The sequence below is a fragment of the Pseudomonas sp. Z4-20 genome, from assembly GCF_051131955.1.
GTDB classification, from domain to species: domain Bacteria; phylum Pseudomonadota; class Gammaproteobacteria; order Pseudomonadales; family Pseudomonadaceae; genus Aquipseudomonas; species Aquipseudomonas marvdashtae.
In genome coordinates this window covers 1,527,754-1,542,132 of record NZ_CP071641.1, presented here as the reverse complement: position 1 = coordinate 1,542,132, position 14,379 = coordinate 1,527,754, and the positions used below count along the sequence as shown (strand labels likewise).

Annotated in this window: 14 protein-coding genes; 7 read left to right on the top strand and 7 right to left on the bottom strand. The window is 60.2% G+C overall.

Annotated elements, in window-relative coordinates:
* Window positions 1–1,515 (top strand): tripartite tricarboxylate transporter permease, encoded by a 1,515-nt coding sequence (locus J3P82_RS07160; RefSeq protein ID WP_434561816.1) that lies wholly within the window; start codon window positions 1–3, stop codon window positions 1,513–1,515.
* The gene (locus J3P82_RS07155; RefSeq protein ID WP_434561814.1) at window positions 1,508–2,548 is read left to right on the top strand and encodes an AbrB family transcriptional regulator; all 1,041 of its coding nucleotides are present in this window, start codon (window positions 1,508–1,510) and stop codon (window positions 2,546–2,548) included. Before J3P82_RS07160 ends, J3P82_RS07155 begins: the two co-directional genes overlap by 8 nt.
* 29 nt (window positions 2,549–2,577) lie before the next feature.
* Here the strand turns inward: J3P82_RS07155 and ung are convergent, their stop codons facing one another.
* Window positions 2,578–3,270, bottom strand: coding sequence for a uracil-DNA glycosylase (gene ung, locus J3P82_RS07150; RefSeq protein WP_434561812.1), 693 nt, complete (start codon window positions 3,268–3,270; stop codon window positions 2,578–2,580).
* A 131-nt stretch (window positions 3,271–3,401) separates the two neighbouring features.
* Between ung and J3P82_RS07145 the strand changes: the two genes are divergently transcribed.
* Complete coding sequence (locus tag J3P82_RS07145; RefSeq protein ID WP_434561810.1) at window positions 3,402–4,514, top strand: enoyl-CoA hydratase/isomerase family protein; 1,113 nt, start codon at window positions 3,402–3,404, stop codon at window positions 4,512–4,514.
* 23 nt (window positions 4,515–4,537) lie between these two features.
* Here J3P82_RS07145 and cheR read toward each other — a convergent pair whose 3' ends face one another.
* Both cheR and J3P82_RS07135 read right to left on the bottom strand, forming a co-directional pair.
* Entirely contained in the window at window positions 4,538–5,365 is an 828-nt protein-coding gene (gene cheR, locus J3P82_RS07140; protein ID WP_434561808.1) for a protein-glutamate O-methyltransferase CheR, read from the bottom strand.
* A gap of 55 nt (window positions 5,366–5,420) precedes the next feature.
* The gene (locus J3P82_RS07135) at window positions 5,421–6,347 is read right to left on the bottom strand and encodes a chemotaxis protein CheV (protein WP_434561806.1); all 927 of its coding nucleotides are present in this window, start codon (window positions 6,345–6,347) and stop codon (window positions 5,421–5,423) included.
* A gap of 78 nt (window positions 6,348–6,425) precedes the next feature.
* Between J3P82_RS07135 and flgA the strand changes: the two genes are divergently transcribed.
* From flgA to J3P82_RS07115, 4 genes are all read left to right on the top strand, one after another.
* Window positions 6,426–7,190 (top strand): flagellar basal body P-ring formation chaperone FlgA, encoded by a 765-nt coding sequence (flgA, locus tag J3P82_RS07130; RefSeq protein ID WP_434561804.1) that lies wholly within the window; start codon window positions 6,426–6,428, stop codon window positions 7,188–7,190.
* 161 nt (window positions 7,191–7,351) lie between these two features.
* Window positions 7,352–7,663: a flagellar biosynthesis anti-sigma factor FlgM gene (gene flgM / locus J3P82_RS07125; protein ID WP_434561802.1), complete on the top strand. Its 312-nt coding sequence runs from the start codon at window positions 7,352–7,354 to the stop codon at window positions 7,661–7,663.
* 48 nt (window positions 7,664–7,711) lie between these two features.
* Entirely contained in the window at window positions 7,712–8,179 is a 468-nt protein-coding gene (locus J3P82_RS07120; RefSeq protein WP_434561800.1) for a flagella synthesis protein FlgN, read from the top strand.
* Between the two features lie 92 nt (window positions 8,180–8,271).
* Window positions 8,272–9,018 (top strand): flagellar brake protein, encoded by a 747-nt coding sequence (locus J3P82_RS07115; RefSeq protein ID WP_434561798.1) that lies wholly within the window; start codon window positions 8,272–8,274, stop codon window positions 9,016–9,018.
* Window positions 9,019–9,082: 64 nt separating this feature from the next.
* On the opposite strand, the gene J3P82_RS07110 is transcribed toward J3P82_RS07115, so the two are convergent.
* The 4 genes from J3P82_RS07110 to J3P82_RS07095 all read right to left on the bottom strand — a co-directional run bounded on the left by J3P82_RS07110 (window position 9,083) and on the right by J3P82_RS07095 (window position 14,299).
* Window positions 9,083–10,450 (bottom strand): MFS transporter, encoded by a 1,368-nt coding sequence (locus J3P82_RS07110; RefSeq protein WP_434561796.1) that lies wholly within the window; start codon window positions 10,448–10,450, stop codon window positions 9,083–9,085.
* 70 nt (window positions 10,451–10,520) lie between these two features.
* A complete protein-coding gene (locus J3P82_RS07105) occupies window positions 10,521–11,762 on the bottom strand; it encodes a glutamine synthetase family protein (protein ID WP_434563742.1) in 1,242 nt (413 codons plus the stop codon).
* A 244-nt stretch (window positions 11,763–12,006) separates the two neighbouring features.
* Window positions 12,007–12,699: a sensor histidine kinase gene (locus J3P82_RS07100; RefSeq protein ID WP_434561794.1), complete on the bottom strand. Its 693-nt coding sequence runs from the start codon at window positions 12,697–12,699 to the stop codon at window positions 12,007–12,009.
* A complete protein-coding gene (locus J3P82_RS07095) occupies window positions 12,692–14,299 on the bottom strand; it encodes a response regulator (RefSeq protein ID WP_434561792.1) in 1,608 nt (535 codons plus the stop codon). Before J3P82_RS07095 ends, J3P82_RS07100 begins: the two co-directional genes overlap by 8 nt.
* Between the last annotated feature and the right edge of the window lie 80 nt (window positions 14,300–14,379).

Here is a 14,379-nt window from a genome sequence, read left to right as displayed (position 1 = left end):
ATGGATACCCTGAATTATCTAGGCCAGGGTTTTGGCGTTGCGCTGACGCCGTATAACCTCGTCACCGCGTTGAGCGGCACGCTGATCGGAACTGTGGTCGGGCTGCTGCCGGGCCTGGGCCCGATCAACGGCGTGGCGCTGCTGATCCCGATCGCCTTCGCCTTGGGCCTGCCACCGGAATCGGCGCTGATCCTGCTGGCGGCGGTCTACCTGGGTTGCGAATACGGCGGACGTATCAGCTCGATCCTGCTGAACATCCCGGGCGAAGCGTCCACCGTAATGACTACGCTTGACGGTTACCCAATGGCCCGCCAAGGCCTGGCTGGGGTGGCTTTGTCGCTGTCGGCCTGGAGCTCGTTCATCGGCGCGTTCATCGCCACCTGCGGCATGGTGCTGTTTGCTCCACTGCTGGCCAAATGGGCGATTGCCTTCGGACCGGCGGAATATTTCGTCCTGATGGTGTTTGCCATTGTCTGCCTCGGCGGCATGGCCGGCGATCGACCGCTCAAGACCTTCATTGCCGCGCTGATCGGGTTATTCCTGTCCGCCGTTGGGATCGATGCCAACAGCGGCGTGTACCGTTTCACCGGTGACAACATCCATTTGACCGACGGTATCCAATTCGTCGTGCTGGTGCTGGGCCTGTTCTCCATCAGCGAAATCCTGTTGCTGCTGGAAAAAACCCATCGCGGCCAGGAAGCGGTGGAGGCCACCGGGCGAATGATGTTCAACTTCAAGGAAGCGGCCTCGGTGTTCTGGGTGAACATCCGCTGCGGCGTGCTCGGTTTCATCATGGGCGTATTGCCTGGCGCGGGCGCGACCCTGGCCAGTGCCGTGGCCTACATGACTGAAAAACGCATCGCCGGAACCAGTGGCACGTTCGGCCAAGGCGACAAGCGTGGCCTCGCGGCCCCGGAAACCGCCATCGGCGGCGCAGCCTGCGGCGCACTCGTGCCGATGCTGACCCTCGGCGTTCCCGGCTCGGGCACCACGGCGGTGATGATCGGCGCGCTGTCGCTGTACAACATCACGCCCGGCCCGCTGCTGTTCCAGCAACAGCCGGACATCGTCTGGGGCCTGATCGCCTCGTTGTTCGTCGCCAACATCATGCTGGTGATCCTCAACATCCCGATGATCCGCATCTTCACGCGCATCCTGGCCGTGCCGAACTGGGCGCTGGTGCCGGTCATCGCGATCATCACTGGGATCGGTGTCTACGCGGTGCACGCCACCACGTTCGATCTGTTCCTGATGATCGGTATCGGCATCTTCGGCTACATCCTGCGCAAGTTGGACTTCCCGCTGTCGCCCGTCCTGCTGGGCTTCATCCTTGGTGGCCTGATGGAGCAGAACCTGCGCCGTGCGCTGTCGATCTCCAACGGTGCGCTGGAAATCCTCTGGTCGAGTCCGATCACCTTCGGTTGCTGGATCCTCACGGCGATCATGTTGTTCTTGCCACTGCTGCGCATCTGGCGTCGTCGCAGCGCCCAGCGTCGTGCCCTGGCCAATGTCTGAGGCGCCAACCTTCAGACAATGGTGGGGAACACCGCTGGTCGGCCTGGCCGGCGGTTACCTGGCCAGCCTGATCGGCTGGCCCTTGCCCTGGATGGTCGGCTCGCTGTTGGCGATCATCCTGGTGCGCTGTCTCACTCCCTGGCAACTGATGGAAATCCCCGGCGGCCGCAAATGCGGCCAATGGGTGGTGGGCATCGGTATCGGCCTGCATTTTACGCCGGTGGTGATGGAACAAGTCCTCAGCCACTTCGGCCTGATCTTCTTCGGCGCGCTGATTACCAGCGTGTCCAGCGTGGTGAGCGTGTGGCTGATGCGCCGCACTGGCGAAGACCGCGCCACCGCGTTCTTCTCGAGCATGCCGGGCGGTTCCGGCGAGATGGTCAACCTCGGCGCCCGCAATGGCGCCATGCTCAGCCATGTCGCCGCGGGCCAGAGCCTGCGCGTTCTGGTGGTGGTGCTGTGCGTGCCGGCCGCGTTCAAATATCTGCTGGGCGAAGGCACCCCGCTGCACCATGCCGCCACGGTGGATTGGTTGTGGCTGGCGATCCTGTTCCCGGCGGGCGCCCTGCTCGCCTGGGCCTGGGAACGCTTGCGCCAACCCAACCCCTGGCTGTTCGGGCCGCTGCTGGTCAGCGCGGCGGTGAGCATCGGTTGGGATTTGCACATCGGCCTGCCCGATGGCGGCAGCCAGATCGGCCAATGGCTGATCGGCAGCGGCCTGGGCTGTCATTTCAACCGGCAGTTCTTCCGCCGGGCACCGTCGTTCATGGGTCGCACCTTGATCGGCACGGTGTTGACGATGCTCATCGCCACCCTCGCAGCCCTCGGCCTGAGTACTCTCACTCACCTGGACCTGCGTTCGCTGACCCTGGGCATGATGCCCGGCGGCATCGCGGAGATGAGCCTGACGGCGGAAACGCTACAGTTATCGGTGCCGTTGGTGACAGCATTGCAAGTCATGCGGCTGTTGTTCGTGCTGTTTCTGGCGGAGCCATTATTCAGGTATTGGACTCGCAAGCCCGATTCGGTCTGATCGTCCGACGGGCTTTTTCGGCCTGCCACTCAGACCGGCGGCAATCGCCAGTCGATCGGCTTCTCACCATTGTGTTCAAGAAACTTGTTGGTCCGGCTGAAATGCCCGCAGCCGATGAAGCCGCGATGGGCCGACAGCGGTGACGGGTGGACCGAGGTCAATATCAGGTGCTTGGTTGCATCGATCAGCTTCTGCTTGCTCTGCGCATGAGCGCCCCACAGCAGGAACACCGAGTGAGGCTGATGCTCGCTGACCACTTCGATGACCTTATCGGTAAAGTGCTGCCAGCCTTTTTTGGCGTGGGCATTGGCGTTGGCGCGCTCCACGGTCAGGGTAGTGTTGAGCAGCAACACGCCTTGGTCAGCCCAATGCTGCAAATAGCCATGGTTGGGAATGTCGATGTTCAGGTCGCGCTTCAATTCCTTGTAGATGTTCACCAGCGACGGCGGTGTCGGCACGCCCGGCTGTACTGAAAAGCACAGGCCGTGGGCTTGGCCCGGACCGTGATACGGATCCTGGCCCAGTATCACCACTTTGACCTCGTCCAGCGGCGTGGAGTTGAGCGCATTGAAGATCAGCGGGGCCGGTGGATAAATCTCCTTACCCGCCGCATATTCCCCGCGCAGGAACTCGCGCAACTCGGCCATGTAGGGCTGGTCGAACTCGGCACGCAGTGCCTGCTTCCAGCTCGGTTCGAGTTTGATACGATCGTCGGCAGTCATGGTTGCACTCGAAAAAAACAATGGGCGCACCCTAGGAAAGCCTACAGAGCTTGTCAATTGATCTGACGCTGATCCGGCACTTTCCCACACAGCAGTCATACTGATCATTCAATTTTCTGATCGAGGTCACGATGAATCTGCACTTCGAAGAACTCACCGGCATCAACGGAGCGCGCCTGGGCATCGCCACCCTGGACGCCGAAAAATTCTTGAACGCCCTGTCCCTGCCCATGATCAACGCCTTGCGCGATCGCCTCGACGCTTGGGCCAGAGAGCCGCAGATTGTCTGTGTATTGTTGCGCGGCAACGGCGCCAAGGCCTTCTGCGCCGGCGGCGAAGTCCGTAGCCTGGTGGAAGCCTGCCGCGCCCAACCCGGCGAAGTGCCGACACTGGCTGCGCAATTTTTCGCGGCGGAATACCGGCTGGATTTCAATCTGCATACCTACCCCAAGCCCTTGTTGTGCTGGGGCCATGGCTATGTGCTTGGCGGCGGCATGGGTCTGCTGCAAGGCGCCAGTACGCGGATCGTCACGCCAAGCAGTCGCCTGGCAATGCCGGAAATCAGCATCGGCCTGTATCCAGATGTTGGCGCCAGCTGGTTCCTGTCGCGCCTGCCGGGCAAGCTTGGCCTGTTCCTCGGCCTGACTGGCGCCCACATGAACGCCCGAGACGCCATTGACCTGGGCCTGGCCGACCGCTTCCTGCTCGATGAGCAACAGGACGATTTGATCGAGGGTCTTCTGCAGCTCAACTGGCAGGAGCAAACCCAGATGCAGCTCAACAGCCTGCTCAAGGCGTTGGAGCAGGAAGCCGTTGGTCAGTTACCGGACGCGCAATGGTTGCCGCGCCGGCAGAAAATCGACGAATGGCTGGATGTCAGTGATGTGCGCTGCGCCTGGAAAGCCCTCAGCTTGCTGCTGGACCATCCGGACCCGCTGATCGCCCGGGCGGCCAAGACCATGACCGAAGGCTCGCCGCTGACGGCGCACCTGGTCTGGGAGCAGATCAGCCGCGCGCGCCATTTGTCATTGGCCGGAGTGTTCCGCATGGAATACACCCTGAGCCTGAACTGCTGCCGCCATCCGGAATTCAGCGAAGGCGTACGGGCGCGGTTGATCGACAAGGATCACAAGCCCCGCTGGCACTGGCCTGACATCAACCATGTGCCCGAAGCCGCAGTCGAGGCGCATTTCCACAAGGCATGGGAGGGGCGGCATCCGTTGGCGGATTTATCCAACGAGTAAACGTCCGACCCGCCGCACACCCATCACTTCGCCTGATAGATGATTCCAGGGCTGCACTGAACCATCTGGTAATGATCCGGCAAGCCGTTCAATGCCTCGGACGCGCCAAGGAACAGATAGCCGCCCGGCTTCAGGGTGCTGTGGATACGCAGCAGGATGTCCTTCTTCACTTCGGCGGAGAAATAGATCAACACGTTGCGGCAGAACACGATGTCGAACTTGCCCAGGCTGGCGTAGCTGTCCAGCAGGTTGAACGAGCGGAACTCCACGCGGCTCTTGATGGGCGCCTTGACCACCCATCTGCCCGGCCCTTTCGGATCGAAGTAACGTTGCAGGCGATCAGGCGACAGACCACGGCCAATGGCCAGGCTGTCGTACTCGCCGGTCTTGCAGTTGTTGAGCATGGTCCCCGACAGATCGGTGGCGACGATTTGTACGCCCATCTTCAACTGGCCGATGTTGGTCCGCTCGAACTCGTCGATGGACATCGACAGCGAATAAGGTTCCTGCCCCGACGAACAGGCCGCCGACCAGATGCGCAGGCGTTGGCCCGGGCTGGCCTTGATGGCCGCCGGCAAAACCCTGTTCTTCAATACTTCGAAGGGATAGGTGTCACGAAACCACAGGGTTTCGTTGGTGGTCATGGCGTCCACTACCATTTCGCGCAAACCGCTGCGTGGCTGGGTCTGGATACGCTGGACCAGTTCGCCCAATGATTTGATGCCCTGCTGTTCCATCAATTTATTGAGACGGCTAGACACCAGGTATTGCTTGTTTTCACCAAGCAAGATGCCACAGGCTTTTTCCAGGAAGACCCGGAACTGTTCGAAATCCAAATTACCCGTAGACAAGATACCGCCTCTTTTCTCTGTATTGACTTGCCGGGCGCACAACGCGCCCGACCTTTTAATCTGCTGACTTGATGCGTTCGACCACCCGGGAAGCCAGGTCGTCGGGGCGGAACTTGGCCAGGAAGTCATCGGCACCGACCTTCTTGACCATCGCCTGGTTGAACACCCCGGACAATGAAGTATGCAAGATGATGTGCAGCTTTTGCATACGCGGGTCGCTGCGAATTTCCGATGTCAGCGTGTATCCGTCCATCTCCGGCATCTCGATGTCGGAGATCATCATCAGGAATTCTTCTTCCGGTTTCTTGCCCTCTTCGACCAGCTTGCGCAGGTAATCCAGCGCTTGCCGTCCGTCGTTCAGGGCGACCACTTCGACGCCGATCGTTTGTAGACAACGGGTGACCTGCTTGCGTGCCACCGATGAATCGTCGACGGTCAGCACACGCAGCGAAATCGCCTTGTGCTGGGTCTCTTCGTCCACCACACCGACAGAGATCGCCTCCGGGGTCGGCGCCACTTCGGCGAGGATCTTCTCCACGTCGATGATTTCCACCAGCTGGTTGTCGACTCGCGTCACCGCCGTCAGGTAGTGGTCGCGGCCAGTGCCCTTGGGCGGCGGGTGGATCTCCTCCCAGTTCATGTTGACGATGCGCTCCACCGATCGCACCAGGAACCCTTGGGTCTTGGTGTTGTACTCGGTGATGATCACGAATGGGTTGCTCTGGTCCAGCAGCCGGCCGGAACCGGTTGCCATTGCCAGGTCGAGAATCGGGATGGTCGCTCCCCGGATATTCGCCACACCGCACACGACGGGACTGGACTTCGGCATCAGGGTCAGCTTAGGGCATTGCAGCACTTCGCGGACCTTGAATACGTTGATCCCATACAGTTGTTGGCCATCGAGACGGAACAACAACAGCTCCAGGCGATTCTGACCGACCAGCTGTGTGCGCTGGTTTACCGAATCCATCACTCCCGCCATGCCCTGACTCCTACCTAACGCTAATGTGTCCGACGCGCATTCATCACTAAACGGCACGGGGCTTGCTATTGAACCGGCATGAACGCACAAACGACATTTTCTCGACGCCTGACCACTCTCTGCCGCCACTGGCTCGGTGCGTTGCTGGCTGCCTGCCTGCTCGCTTCGGGCGGTCCTGCCCTTGGTGCTGCTGCGGTCACCTTGCCTGATCTCCTTATCGGCGTCACTCAGGGCTTTCTTGAGTTCACCGTAGAAGACTATCTGGCAACCAGTCAAACCGAAGGGCGTTACGAGATCGAAGTCAACCAGCTCGACCCGCGCCTGCGGATGCCGATGTGCGACAAGGAATTGACTGCCTCGCTGGAGAGTCCGGCCAGGCCCCTGGGCCGCGTCACAGTGAAGGTTCGTTGTGACAGCGCCGCGCCCTGGACGGTGTTCGTGCCCGCTCAAGTGCGCCTGTTTCGCGAGATTGTCACCACTACTCGCCCGCTCAAGCGCGCCGGGATTGTCGAGCCTCAGGATGTGGTGCTGCGTGAGCGTGATGTCAGCCAGATTACCCAGGGTTTCCTGACCTCCGTCGATCAGGCCATCGGGCAGAAGCTTGTCCGACCAATGGTCACTGATCAGGTCGTTACCCTCGTGCACCTGGAACAAGCCGAAGTGGTCCGCAAGGGCGATCAGGTCGTGATCACCGCGCGCAGCGGCACCCTGGCCGTGCGGATGCCCGGCGAAGCCCTGTCCAATGGCGGCATGCGTGAACAGATTCGTGTGAAAAACCTCAACTCCCAACGGGTCATCAAGGCGCAAGTGATCGCGCCGGGCCAGGTGGAAGTGGCTATGTAAGGAGGGTGACAGGCTGGCGCTTGACCTCGGTGTTCCCTAGACTGTGCCTTACGCAAAGGCAAGCGCAGACGTGCGCACGTTCATTTGATAAATGAGCCTAAAGTTTATTTGGGAATGGCCGAAAACATGGCAAGCGTCCAAATACCCAGAGGTTTTTTACCATGGTCATCGATTTCAACCGTCTAAACAGCTCTTCGCCCACGACAGGCACCACACGTACCAGCGCCAGCAAGGAAACCGTCGAAGTCGACAAATCCAAGCCAGCCGAAAAAGCTACTGTCAGCAACGGGGAGTCGGTACACCTCAGCAATGAGGCTCAGCAGTTGCAAAAGGTCACTGATAAGCTGCGCGATCAACCTGTCGTCGACAACGCCCGCGTGGCGCAGTTGAAAGCAGCAATTGCCGATGGCAGCTACCAAGTCGACAGCAACCGTGTAGCCAGCAAACTGCTCAACTTCGAAGCCCAGCGCTAGGCCGCCGCCTGCGCCAGGCTTTTGGACGCTCAAGACCCAAGGCCAGCCATGCACGACACTCATTTATTGCAACTGATCAACGACGACTTCGCTCCAGCGCAACAATTGCTGGAACTGCTGCAGACCGAATCCCTGGCACTGCACGGTCGCGACATGCCCCTGCTGGAAAATATTCTGGCGCAGAAACAGGCATTGATCATTTTGCTCGATCAGCATGGCCGCAAGCGCAGCGAGATTCTCGCCAGCCTCAACCTGCCCGCCGACAATAGCGGCCTTGAGCAGCTGGCGACTCAATCATCGATCGGCGATCAGCTGTTATCCCAGAGCGCAGCGCTCACTGACTTGCTCAGCCAGTGCCAGGCCGCCAACGCTCGAATCGGCCAATCCATCCAGATGCAGCAGGCCGCTACGGCCAACCAGTTGCGCATCCTCAATGGTGGTGAAATCCCTACGCTTTATGACGCTCGCGGTTCGACCGCTAAACTGGTCAAGCACCGCCCGCTCAGCCAGGCGTGAAGGGAACGATGCCTGCGCACTATCAACGCGCGCTACATGCTGGCAAAATGCTGGCTCTTTGTAGTCGTATTTTGCCTGGAGATTGACCCACCGTGTTCAATGCCTCAAACGCGGATGATGCTCCGCAGCCACCGAAGGTCCTCAACACCCCTCTGGAAATCTCCGGCAACCTGCGGATGCTGCAAGATAGCCATGACCCGTTGATCATCACCTTCCATGAGCGCAGCCAGCGCTTCCAGAGCTATCTGGTGGATGTCGACCGCGAGCGCAATACCCTGGCCCTGGATGAAATGATCCCCCGTGACGGCGAGCGTTTCCTGCTGGCGGGCGAGCCGTTTCGAGTCGAGGGTTTCCATGATGGCGTGCGCATCGCGTGGGAAGGCAACGGTGCGCTGACCATCCAGGAGTCGAAAGACGGACGCTGCTACCGCGGCGCCCTGCCTGATGAAGTGGTTTATCACCAACGTCGCAATGCCTTCCGCGCCGCCCTGAAACTGGCGCAGCTGGTGAACGTGGAGTTGGGGGGCGACAAGCTGAAGTCCCCGGTGAACGGCAAGTTGCTGGATCTCTCCGCAACCGGCTGCAAGCTACGCTTCGATGGCGACATCACCGAACGACTGCAACTGGGCCAAGTCTACGAGCGTTTTATCGCCGCCTTGCCTTTCGGCAGCATGACCGCGCCGGTGGAACTGCGCTATCTGCATTTTGAAGAGCGGATCAATACCACCTTTGCCGGTGTTCGCTTTCACAATATCAGCGGCTTGGTGCAGCGTCAGGTCGAGCGTTTCGTGTATCAATTGCAGCGTGAAGCCCGCCAGTTCGATAAAGACGATTACTAATTTTTCGCGGGCATGAAAAAACGGGCAATCCTTACGAGGGATTGCCCGTTTTTTTATGCCTGGCTCAAGGCCTTGCCCGAGTGAAATCGGAGGGTGGAGGTTCATCGTCGGCCCCTTCGATGACCGGCTCCAATTCCGGCTCGGGCTCGGGCTCGACGTCCGGATTGGGCGACGTCTGCATCTGTTCCTGCACAACCTGCTCGTCGACCCGCGGATCGAGGCACGCTACCAAGGGTGAGCTGGTCATGTTGTCCGGCATGGCCACATGGTGCAGTGGCGCATCATCGACCTGATGCAGATTGGTGACCGCTTTCGGCCGGATCCGCCACACCAGGATCAACGCAAACAAGACGAAAAAGCCGTAGAGCATCTGGCTGCCATACAACTTCATCAGCACCCCAGCCACCAGCGGGCCAATACTGGCGCCAACGCCGTAGGTCACCAGCAACATGGCCGTCAGCGACACCCGACGGTCCCCTTCGACATGGTCGTTGGAGAAGGCCACCGCTAATGGATACAGGCAAAACTGCACCAGGGAACAGAAGAACCCCGCCACGAACAACACTTCCAGCGGCACCTTCGGCAGGATGGCCAACGGCAGCGCGCACACCACCAGGATCAGCGCGAAGCAGCGGATCAACAGCGCCCTGTCGTAACGATCCGATAGCCAGCCCAACGGCCACTGCACCAGCAGCCCGGCAAAAATGCAGCTACCCATGAACAGGCCGACCTGTTCTGTGCTCAAGCCCTGCTGAGAAGCGTACAGCGGCGCCAGGCCGTAGAAGGAGCCGACAATCAGTCCCGAGCCCAGCACCGTGGTCAACGATTGCGGCACGCGCTTGATAAAGAAACGCGGCTCCATCGGCGCCGGATGCAAGGGCGCCGGGTGAATCCGCTGGGTCAGCGCCACCGGCACCAGGCACAGGGCGAAACACAACGCCACCAGCATCAGCAGCTCCAACCCAAGGGCCGGGTGCATGACCAGAATCAATTGCCCCAGCACCAGCCCCAGGTACGAGGCGATCATGTAGCCGCTGAACACCACCCCGCGCTGCTTGGCCTCTGCCTGCTCGTTGAGCCAACTCTCGATGACCATGTACTGGCACATCATGCCCAGGCCAACAATCATCCGCAGCACGATCCAGGCCGGCAGCCAATTGATCAGGCCGTGGCCCAATACCGCCGCGCCAACGATTCCGGCGCAGGCCGAATAGGCGCGAATATGCCCGACGCGGGCAATCAGTCGGTGACCGATCTTGCCTCCCAGCACCAGGCCGAAATAGTTGGCGGCCATCAGCGCACCGACCCACAGGCTGTCGACGTGGTCGGCGGCCAGGCGCAAGGCCAGGTAAGTACTCAGGAGGCCCGAGCCGATGAGCATCATCAGCGAAGAAAAATAAAGCGCTCGAAAAGGTTTCCAGATTTGGCGCATCGGCGTTCCGAGCGGCTCCTTGAGGTGAGTGAGGGCTATCTCTTGAAGATAGCCCTAATGCGGTGGTTCGTTATGCCTGGGCCGCTAGGACACGCCGCTCCCAGGGAGTGATTTCGTCAAAAAAACTGGTCAGTTCCAGGGTCTTCGAAGCGATGTAACCTTCGATGAACTCGGCACCGAACAGTTCCTTCGCCAACTGGCTACGCTTGAGACGCTCGAGGGCCGCGTGCAAGGTACACGGCAGGGACAAATTATCCGGCACCTCGAATTCGCCCTGGATCACAGCGCTCGGCTCAAGTTGGTTTTCGATGCCATGGAGGCCCGCCGCCAAGCTCGCGGCGATCGCCAGGTAAGGGTTGGCGTCGGCGCCCGGCAAGCGGTTCTCGACCCGTCGGGCCTGCGGCGCACTGGCGGGAATGCGCAACCCGGCGCAACGATTGTCATGGGACCAGCACGCATTGTTTGGCGAGGCGAACGGATGACACAGCCGATGGTAGGAGTTCACGTTCGGTGCGAACAGCGCGGTGAAATCCGCCATGCCGGCCTGCTGCCCACCAATGAAATGCCGGAAAGCCGCCGTCGGCTCGCCCGCCTCGTCGCTGAACACATTACGACCGCTGCCCAGCTCAACCACGCTCTGGTGGATGTGCATCGAGCTGCCTGGCGTATGGGCCAGGGGCTTGGCCATGCAGACCACGGCCAGGCCGTGCTTGAGGGCGACTTCCTTGAGCAGGTGCTTGAACAGGAACGTCTGGTCGGCGAGCAACAACGGATCGCCGTGGAGCAGATTGATCTCGAACTGGCTCACGCCCATTTCATGCATGAACGTATCGCGCGGCAAACCCAACGCCGCCATGCATGCGTAGACTTCGTTGAAAAACGGGCGCAAACCGTTGTTGGAACTCACGCTGAACGCAGACTGGCCGTCTTCGCGGCGACCATCGAGCCCCACCGGCGGCAGGAATGGCTGGGTAGGGTCCGCGTTGGGTGCGAACACGAAAAATTCCAACTCGGTAGCTACCACCGGCGCCAAGCCGCGGGCTGCATACCGGGCGATCACCGCTTTGAGCTGGCCACGCGTGGAGAGTCGCGAGCTTTCGCCGGTCAGCTCATCGGCGTCGCAAATAGCCAAGGCACGCGGCGACTGGCTCCACGGCAAGCGATGTACCTGCTTTGGATCAGCGACCAGCGCCAGGTCGCCATCGTCGCTACCGTAAAAACGCGACGGCGGATAACCGCCCATGATGCATTGCAGCAGAACACCACGCGCCATCTGCAACCGCCGGCCCTCCAAAAAGCCCTCGGCGGTCATTACCTTGCCCCTGGGCACGCCATTGAGATCCGGCGTGACACATTCAATCTCATCAATGCCCGTCAGTCGCTGCGCGAGTGAACGCTGGCCATCGGTCGTCATGACGCAATCCTTGTTATGTGCGGGCCGCGAACGGCAACCCGTACAAAATAGGCTCCAGCTGTTCGGAATATCAAGCGCCTGGAAACAATAAACACCGGCGCCAGGAAGACGATGTGCATCACCGGCTATTGGCGCAACGGGCTCAAGGCAGGTAAAGCCTGAACACCCCGCCACCCAGCACACCGCCATTGGCAATCTCGGTGCGCCCGCTCAAGCCACCACGCTGATGCAGCCCGGCAATCCTCGCGGCGAAGTACAGGCCCAACCCGGTGCTGCCGCTGCTGTGGTTGATACCCTGCACGTACTCGGCCTGACGCTCGATCATTTCGGGCGGGTAACCTTCGCCGTCATCATTGATGGTCAATACCAACTGCCCAGCCTCATCGCTCACACTGATCAACAGCGCTTGGCGAGCGTGGCGAATGGCATTGTTGATCATGTTATCGAGCACCGAAGCAATCAGCTCGCGATCGAAGAAACCCAGTGGGCTCAGCGGGTCGACCTCGTAGGTGGCCATGATCCCGCGACTGCGGAACACCTCCTGGTGGCCGGCCAGTTGTGCTTCGATGAAGTCATCCAGCTCGTGGTAAGCCGGATGCAATGGCAACTGGTTGACCCCAAGCTTGTATAACCCGAGCAATTGCACCAGCAGGCCGTTGAGATGGGCGAATTCGAACTCCATCACGCCCTGCTCCGACGTCTGCCGATCAGGTTCCGGCAAACGCTCGAGCCATTGCGTATGAGCCTGCATGAGCAAGGTCAGGGAGTTTTTCATGTCGTGCACGGTAGACGCGATCACCGTGGAAAAATCGAGCGCCTGTTCGCTGTCATTCATCGCCAAATGCCTTGCTTCGCAGTTTCTGATAACGCGCATGACGCGCATCGGTGTCGGGCATCATGCCCACCAGTTTCAGGCAGGCGCGGCATTCCTGCAGCAGCTCCGATTCCACGCTGGTATCGGTGCCGTGCAACAGCGACTGCGCCAGGTTCAGGGCAATACTGATGTTCTTCGGTTGCATCTTCAGCGCCCGACGGAACAGCTCTCGCGCCTCAGGCAACGCGCCGGTCTTGTAGACGCGCACGCCCTCACGGTTCAGTTCGGCGGCGGCATTGCCCTGATTGAGAATATTGGGGTCATCGGTGAGCTTGGCGATACCTTGCATCACGGCTGGGTCATCGCCATAGATTTCTGCGCAGTTCTTGAGCATCGACTCGCCGGCGCTGGTCTGCCCAAGCATCTGCAACTGCTTGGCAACCAGCAAAGCGGCTTCGGCGCTCATGAACTGTTCCATGCCGTCGAGGCGCTGCAAGGCCTGCTCGGTCAGCTTTTCGGCGGTTTCGGCATCGTTGAGCAGCAGACTCGTGGCCTTCATCAAGCGCGCCCGAACCTGTAACCCCGGATCGCTGGGATTTTCCTTCGCCACGGCGCTGAGCGTCGTGTTGATTTCCAGCCGGGTACGCGTGTCCAGGCCTTTCTCGCTCCCCTTGCTGATCAACGCGTGGGCCAGGCCGAGATTGCTTTCCGGATCCTTGAAGCGCGACTGCGCACCCTGCCCGACCGCCTGGCGATAGGCTTTCGATGCGGTCTCGTAGTCTTCATTGGTCATTGCCAGCTTGCCCAGCAACGATTGCCGGCGCACCGCCAGCGGCGACAAGCGAACCGCCTCTTCCAGTACGTGTTGCGCCTGTTTCGTATCGCCTTCCGCCACCAGCACTTCAGCCATGCCGTCATATAAGGCCGGCATCATCGGGAATACTTTCAGAGCCTTCTCATAAACGTCCTTGGCCTGAAGGACCTGGCCGCGCTTGAACAACAACTTTCCCAGCCCCGCGTACGCCCATGGCAATGGGCGGTCCGCAAGAATGGTGTTGTATAGGCGCTCCAGCGCTTCGTTCTGATTCAAGTCCCGCAACGCATCGGCTCGATAACGCAGGCACAACGGTCCGTAGCGCGGATCCTGCTTGCACAGCGCGATGCAGGCGTTGAGCACTTCCATCGGCTTGCCACGATCAAGGGCCTGCAGGATCGGTTTGAGCAGCGTCTTGCGCTGCTCCAGACGCTCCAGGCGCTGGGCCAGGCCGGAACGGTTAAATGGTTTGGTCAGATACGCATCGGGCTCGTGCTCCAAGGCACTGAGCACCATCGCCTGGCTGCTCTCGGCAGTCACCATGAGGAACACGCTTTCATGGCTGATGAGCTTTTCGACCATCAGGTCTTCCAGCACTTGCTGGCCATTCTTGCGCCCGTCGCCCAGGTGATAATCCTGCAAGATGAAGTCATAGCGCTTCTGCGAGCACATGCGCAGCGCCACTTCACCAGTGTCGGCGGTGTCCACGTCCTTGACGCCCAGCTCACGCAACATGGACCGGACGGAACTGCGGAAATCCGAGAAATCATCGACGATCAGAAAACTTTTTTGGTGGTACGCGAGCATCGAGGATGTCCAGGCAAGTAAGAAAATAACCAATGGCATAACAACGAAACGCCGCCCCGCAGCCGGCGACGCGCGCAGAG

What these genes read in the sequence shown, in the direction of transcription:
- J3P82_RS07135 (WP_434561806.1), bottom strand. Translation starts at nt 6,347, where the DNA reads ATGGCGGGAGTGATGGATTCGGTAAACCAGCGCACACAGCTGGTCGGT.
- J3P82_RS07160 (WP_434561816.1), top strand. Translation starts at nt 1, where the DNA reads ATGGATACCCTGAATTATCTAGGCCAGGGTTTTGGCGTTGCGCTGACG.
- J3P82_RS07110 (WP_434561796.1), bottom strand. Translation starts at nt 10,450, where the DNA reads ATGCGCCAAATCTGGAAACCTTTTCGAGCGCTTTATTTTTCTTCGCTG.
- J3P82_RS07120 (WP_434561800.1), top strand. Translation starts at nt 7,712, where the DNA reads ATGCACGACACTCATTTATTGCAACTGATCAACGACGACTTCGCTCCA.
- J3P82_RS07100 (WP_434561794.1), bottom strand. Translation starts at nt 12,699, where the DNA reads ATGAATGACAGCGAACAGGCGCTCGATTTTTCCACGGTGATCGCGTCT.
- J3P82_RS07105 (WP_434563742.1), bottom strand. Translation starts at nt 11,762, where the DNA reads ATGACCGCCGAGGGCTTTTTGGAGGGCCGGCGGTTGCAGATGGCGCGT.
- J3P82_RS07145 (WP_434561810.1), top strand. Translation starts at nt 3,402, where the DNA reads ATGAATCTGCACTTCGAAGAACTCACCGGCATCAACGGAGCGCGCCTG.
- ung (WP_434561812.1), bottom strand. Translation starts at nt 3,270, where the DNA reads ATGACTGCCGACGATCGTATCAAACTCGAACCGAGCTGGAAGCAGGCA.
- J3P82_RS07095 (WP_434561792.1), bottom strand. Translation starts at nt 14,299, where the DNA reads ATGCTCGCGTACCACCAAAAAAGTTTTCTGATCGTCGATGATTTCTCG.
- flgM (WP_434561802.1), top strand. Translation starts at nt 7,352, where the DNA reads ATGGTCATCGATTTCAACCGTCTAAACAGCTCTTCGCCCACGACAGGC.
- flgA (WP_434561804.1), top strand. Translation starts at nt 6,426, where the DNA reads ATGAACGCACAAACGACATTTTCTCGACGCCTGACCACTCTCTGCCGC.
- J3P82_RS07155 (WP_434561814.1), top strand. Translation starts at nt 1,508, where the DNA reads ATGTCTGAGGCGCCAACCTTCAGACAATGGTGGGGAACACCGCTGGTC.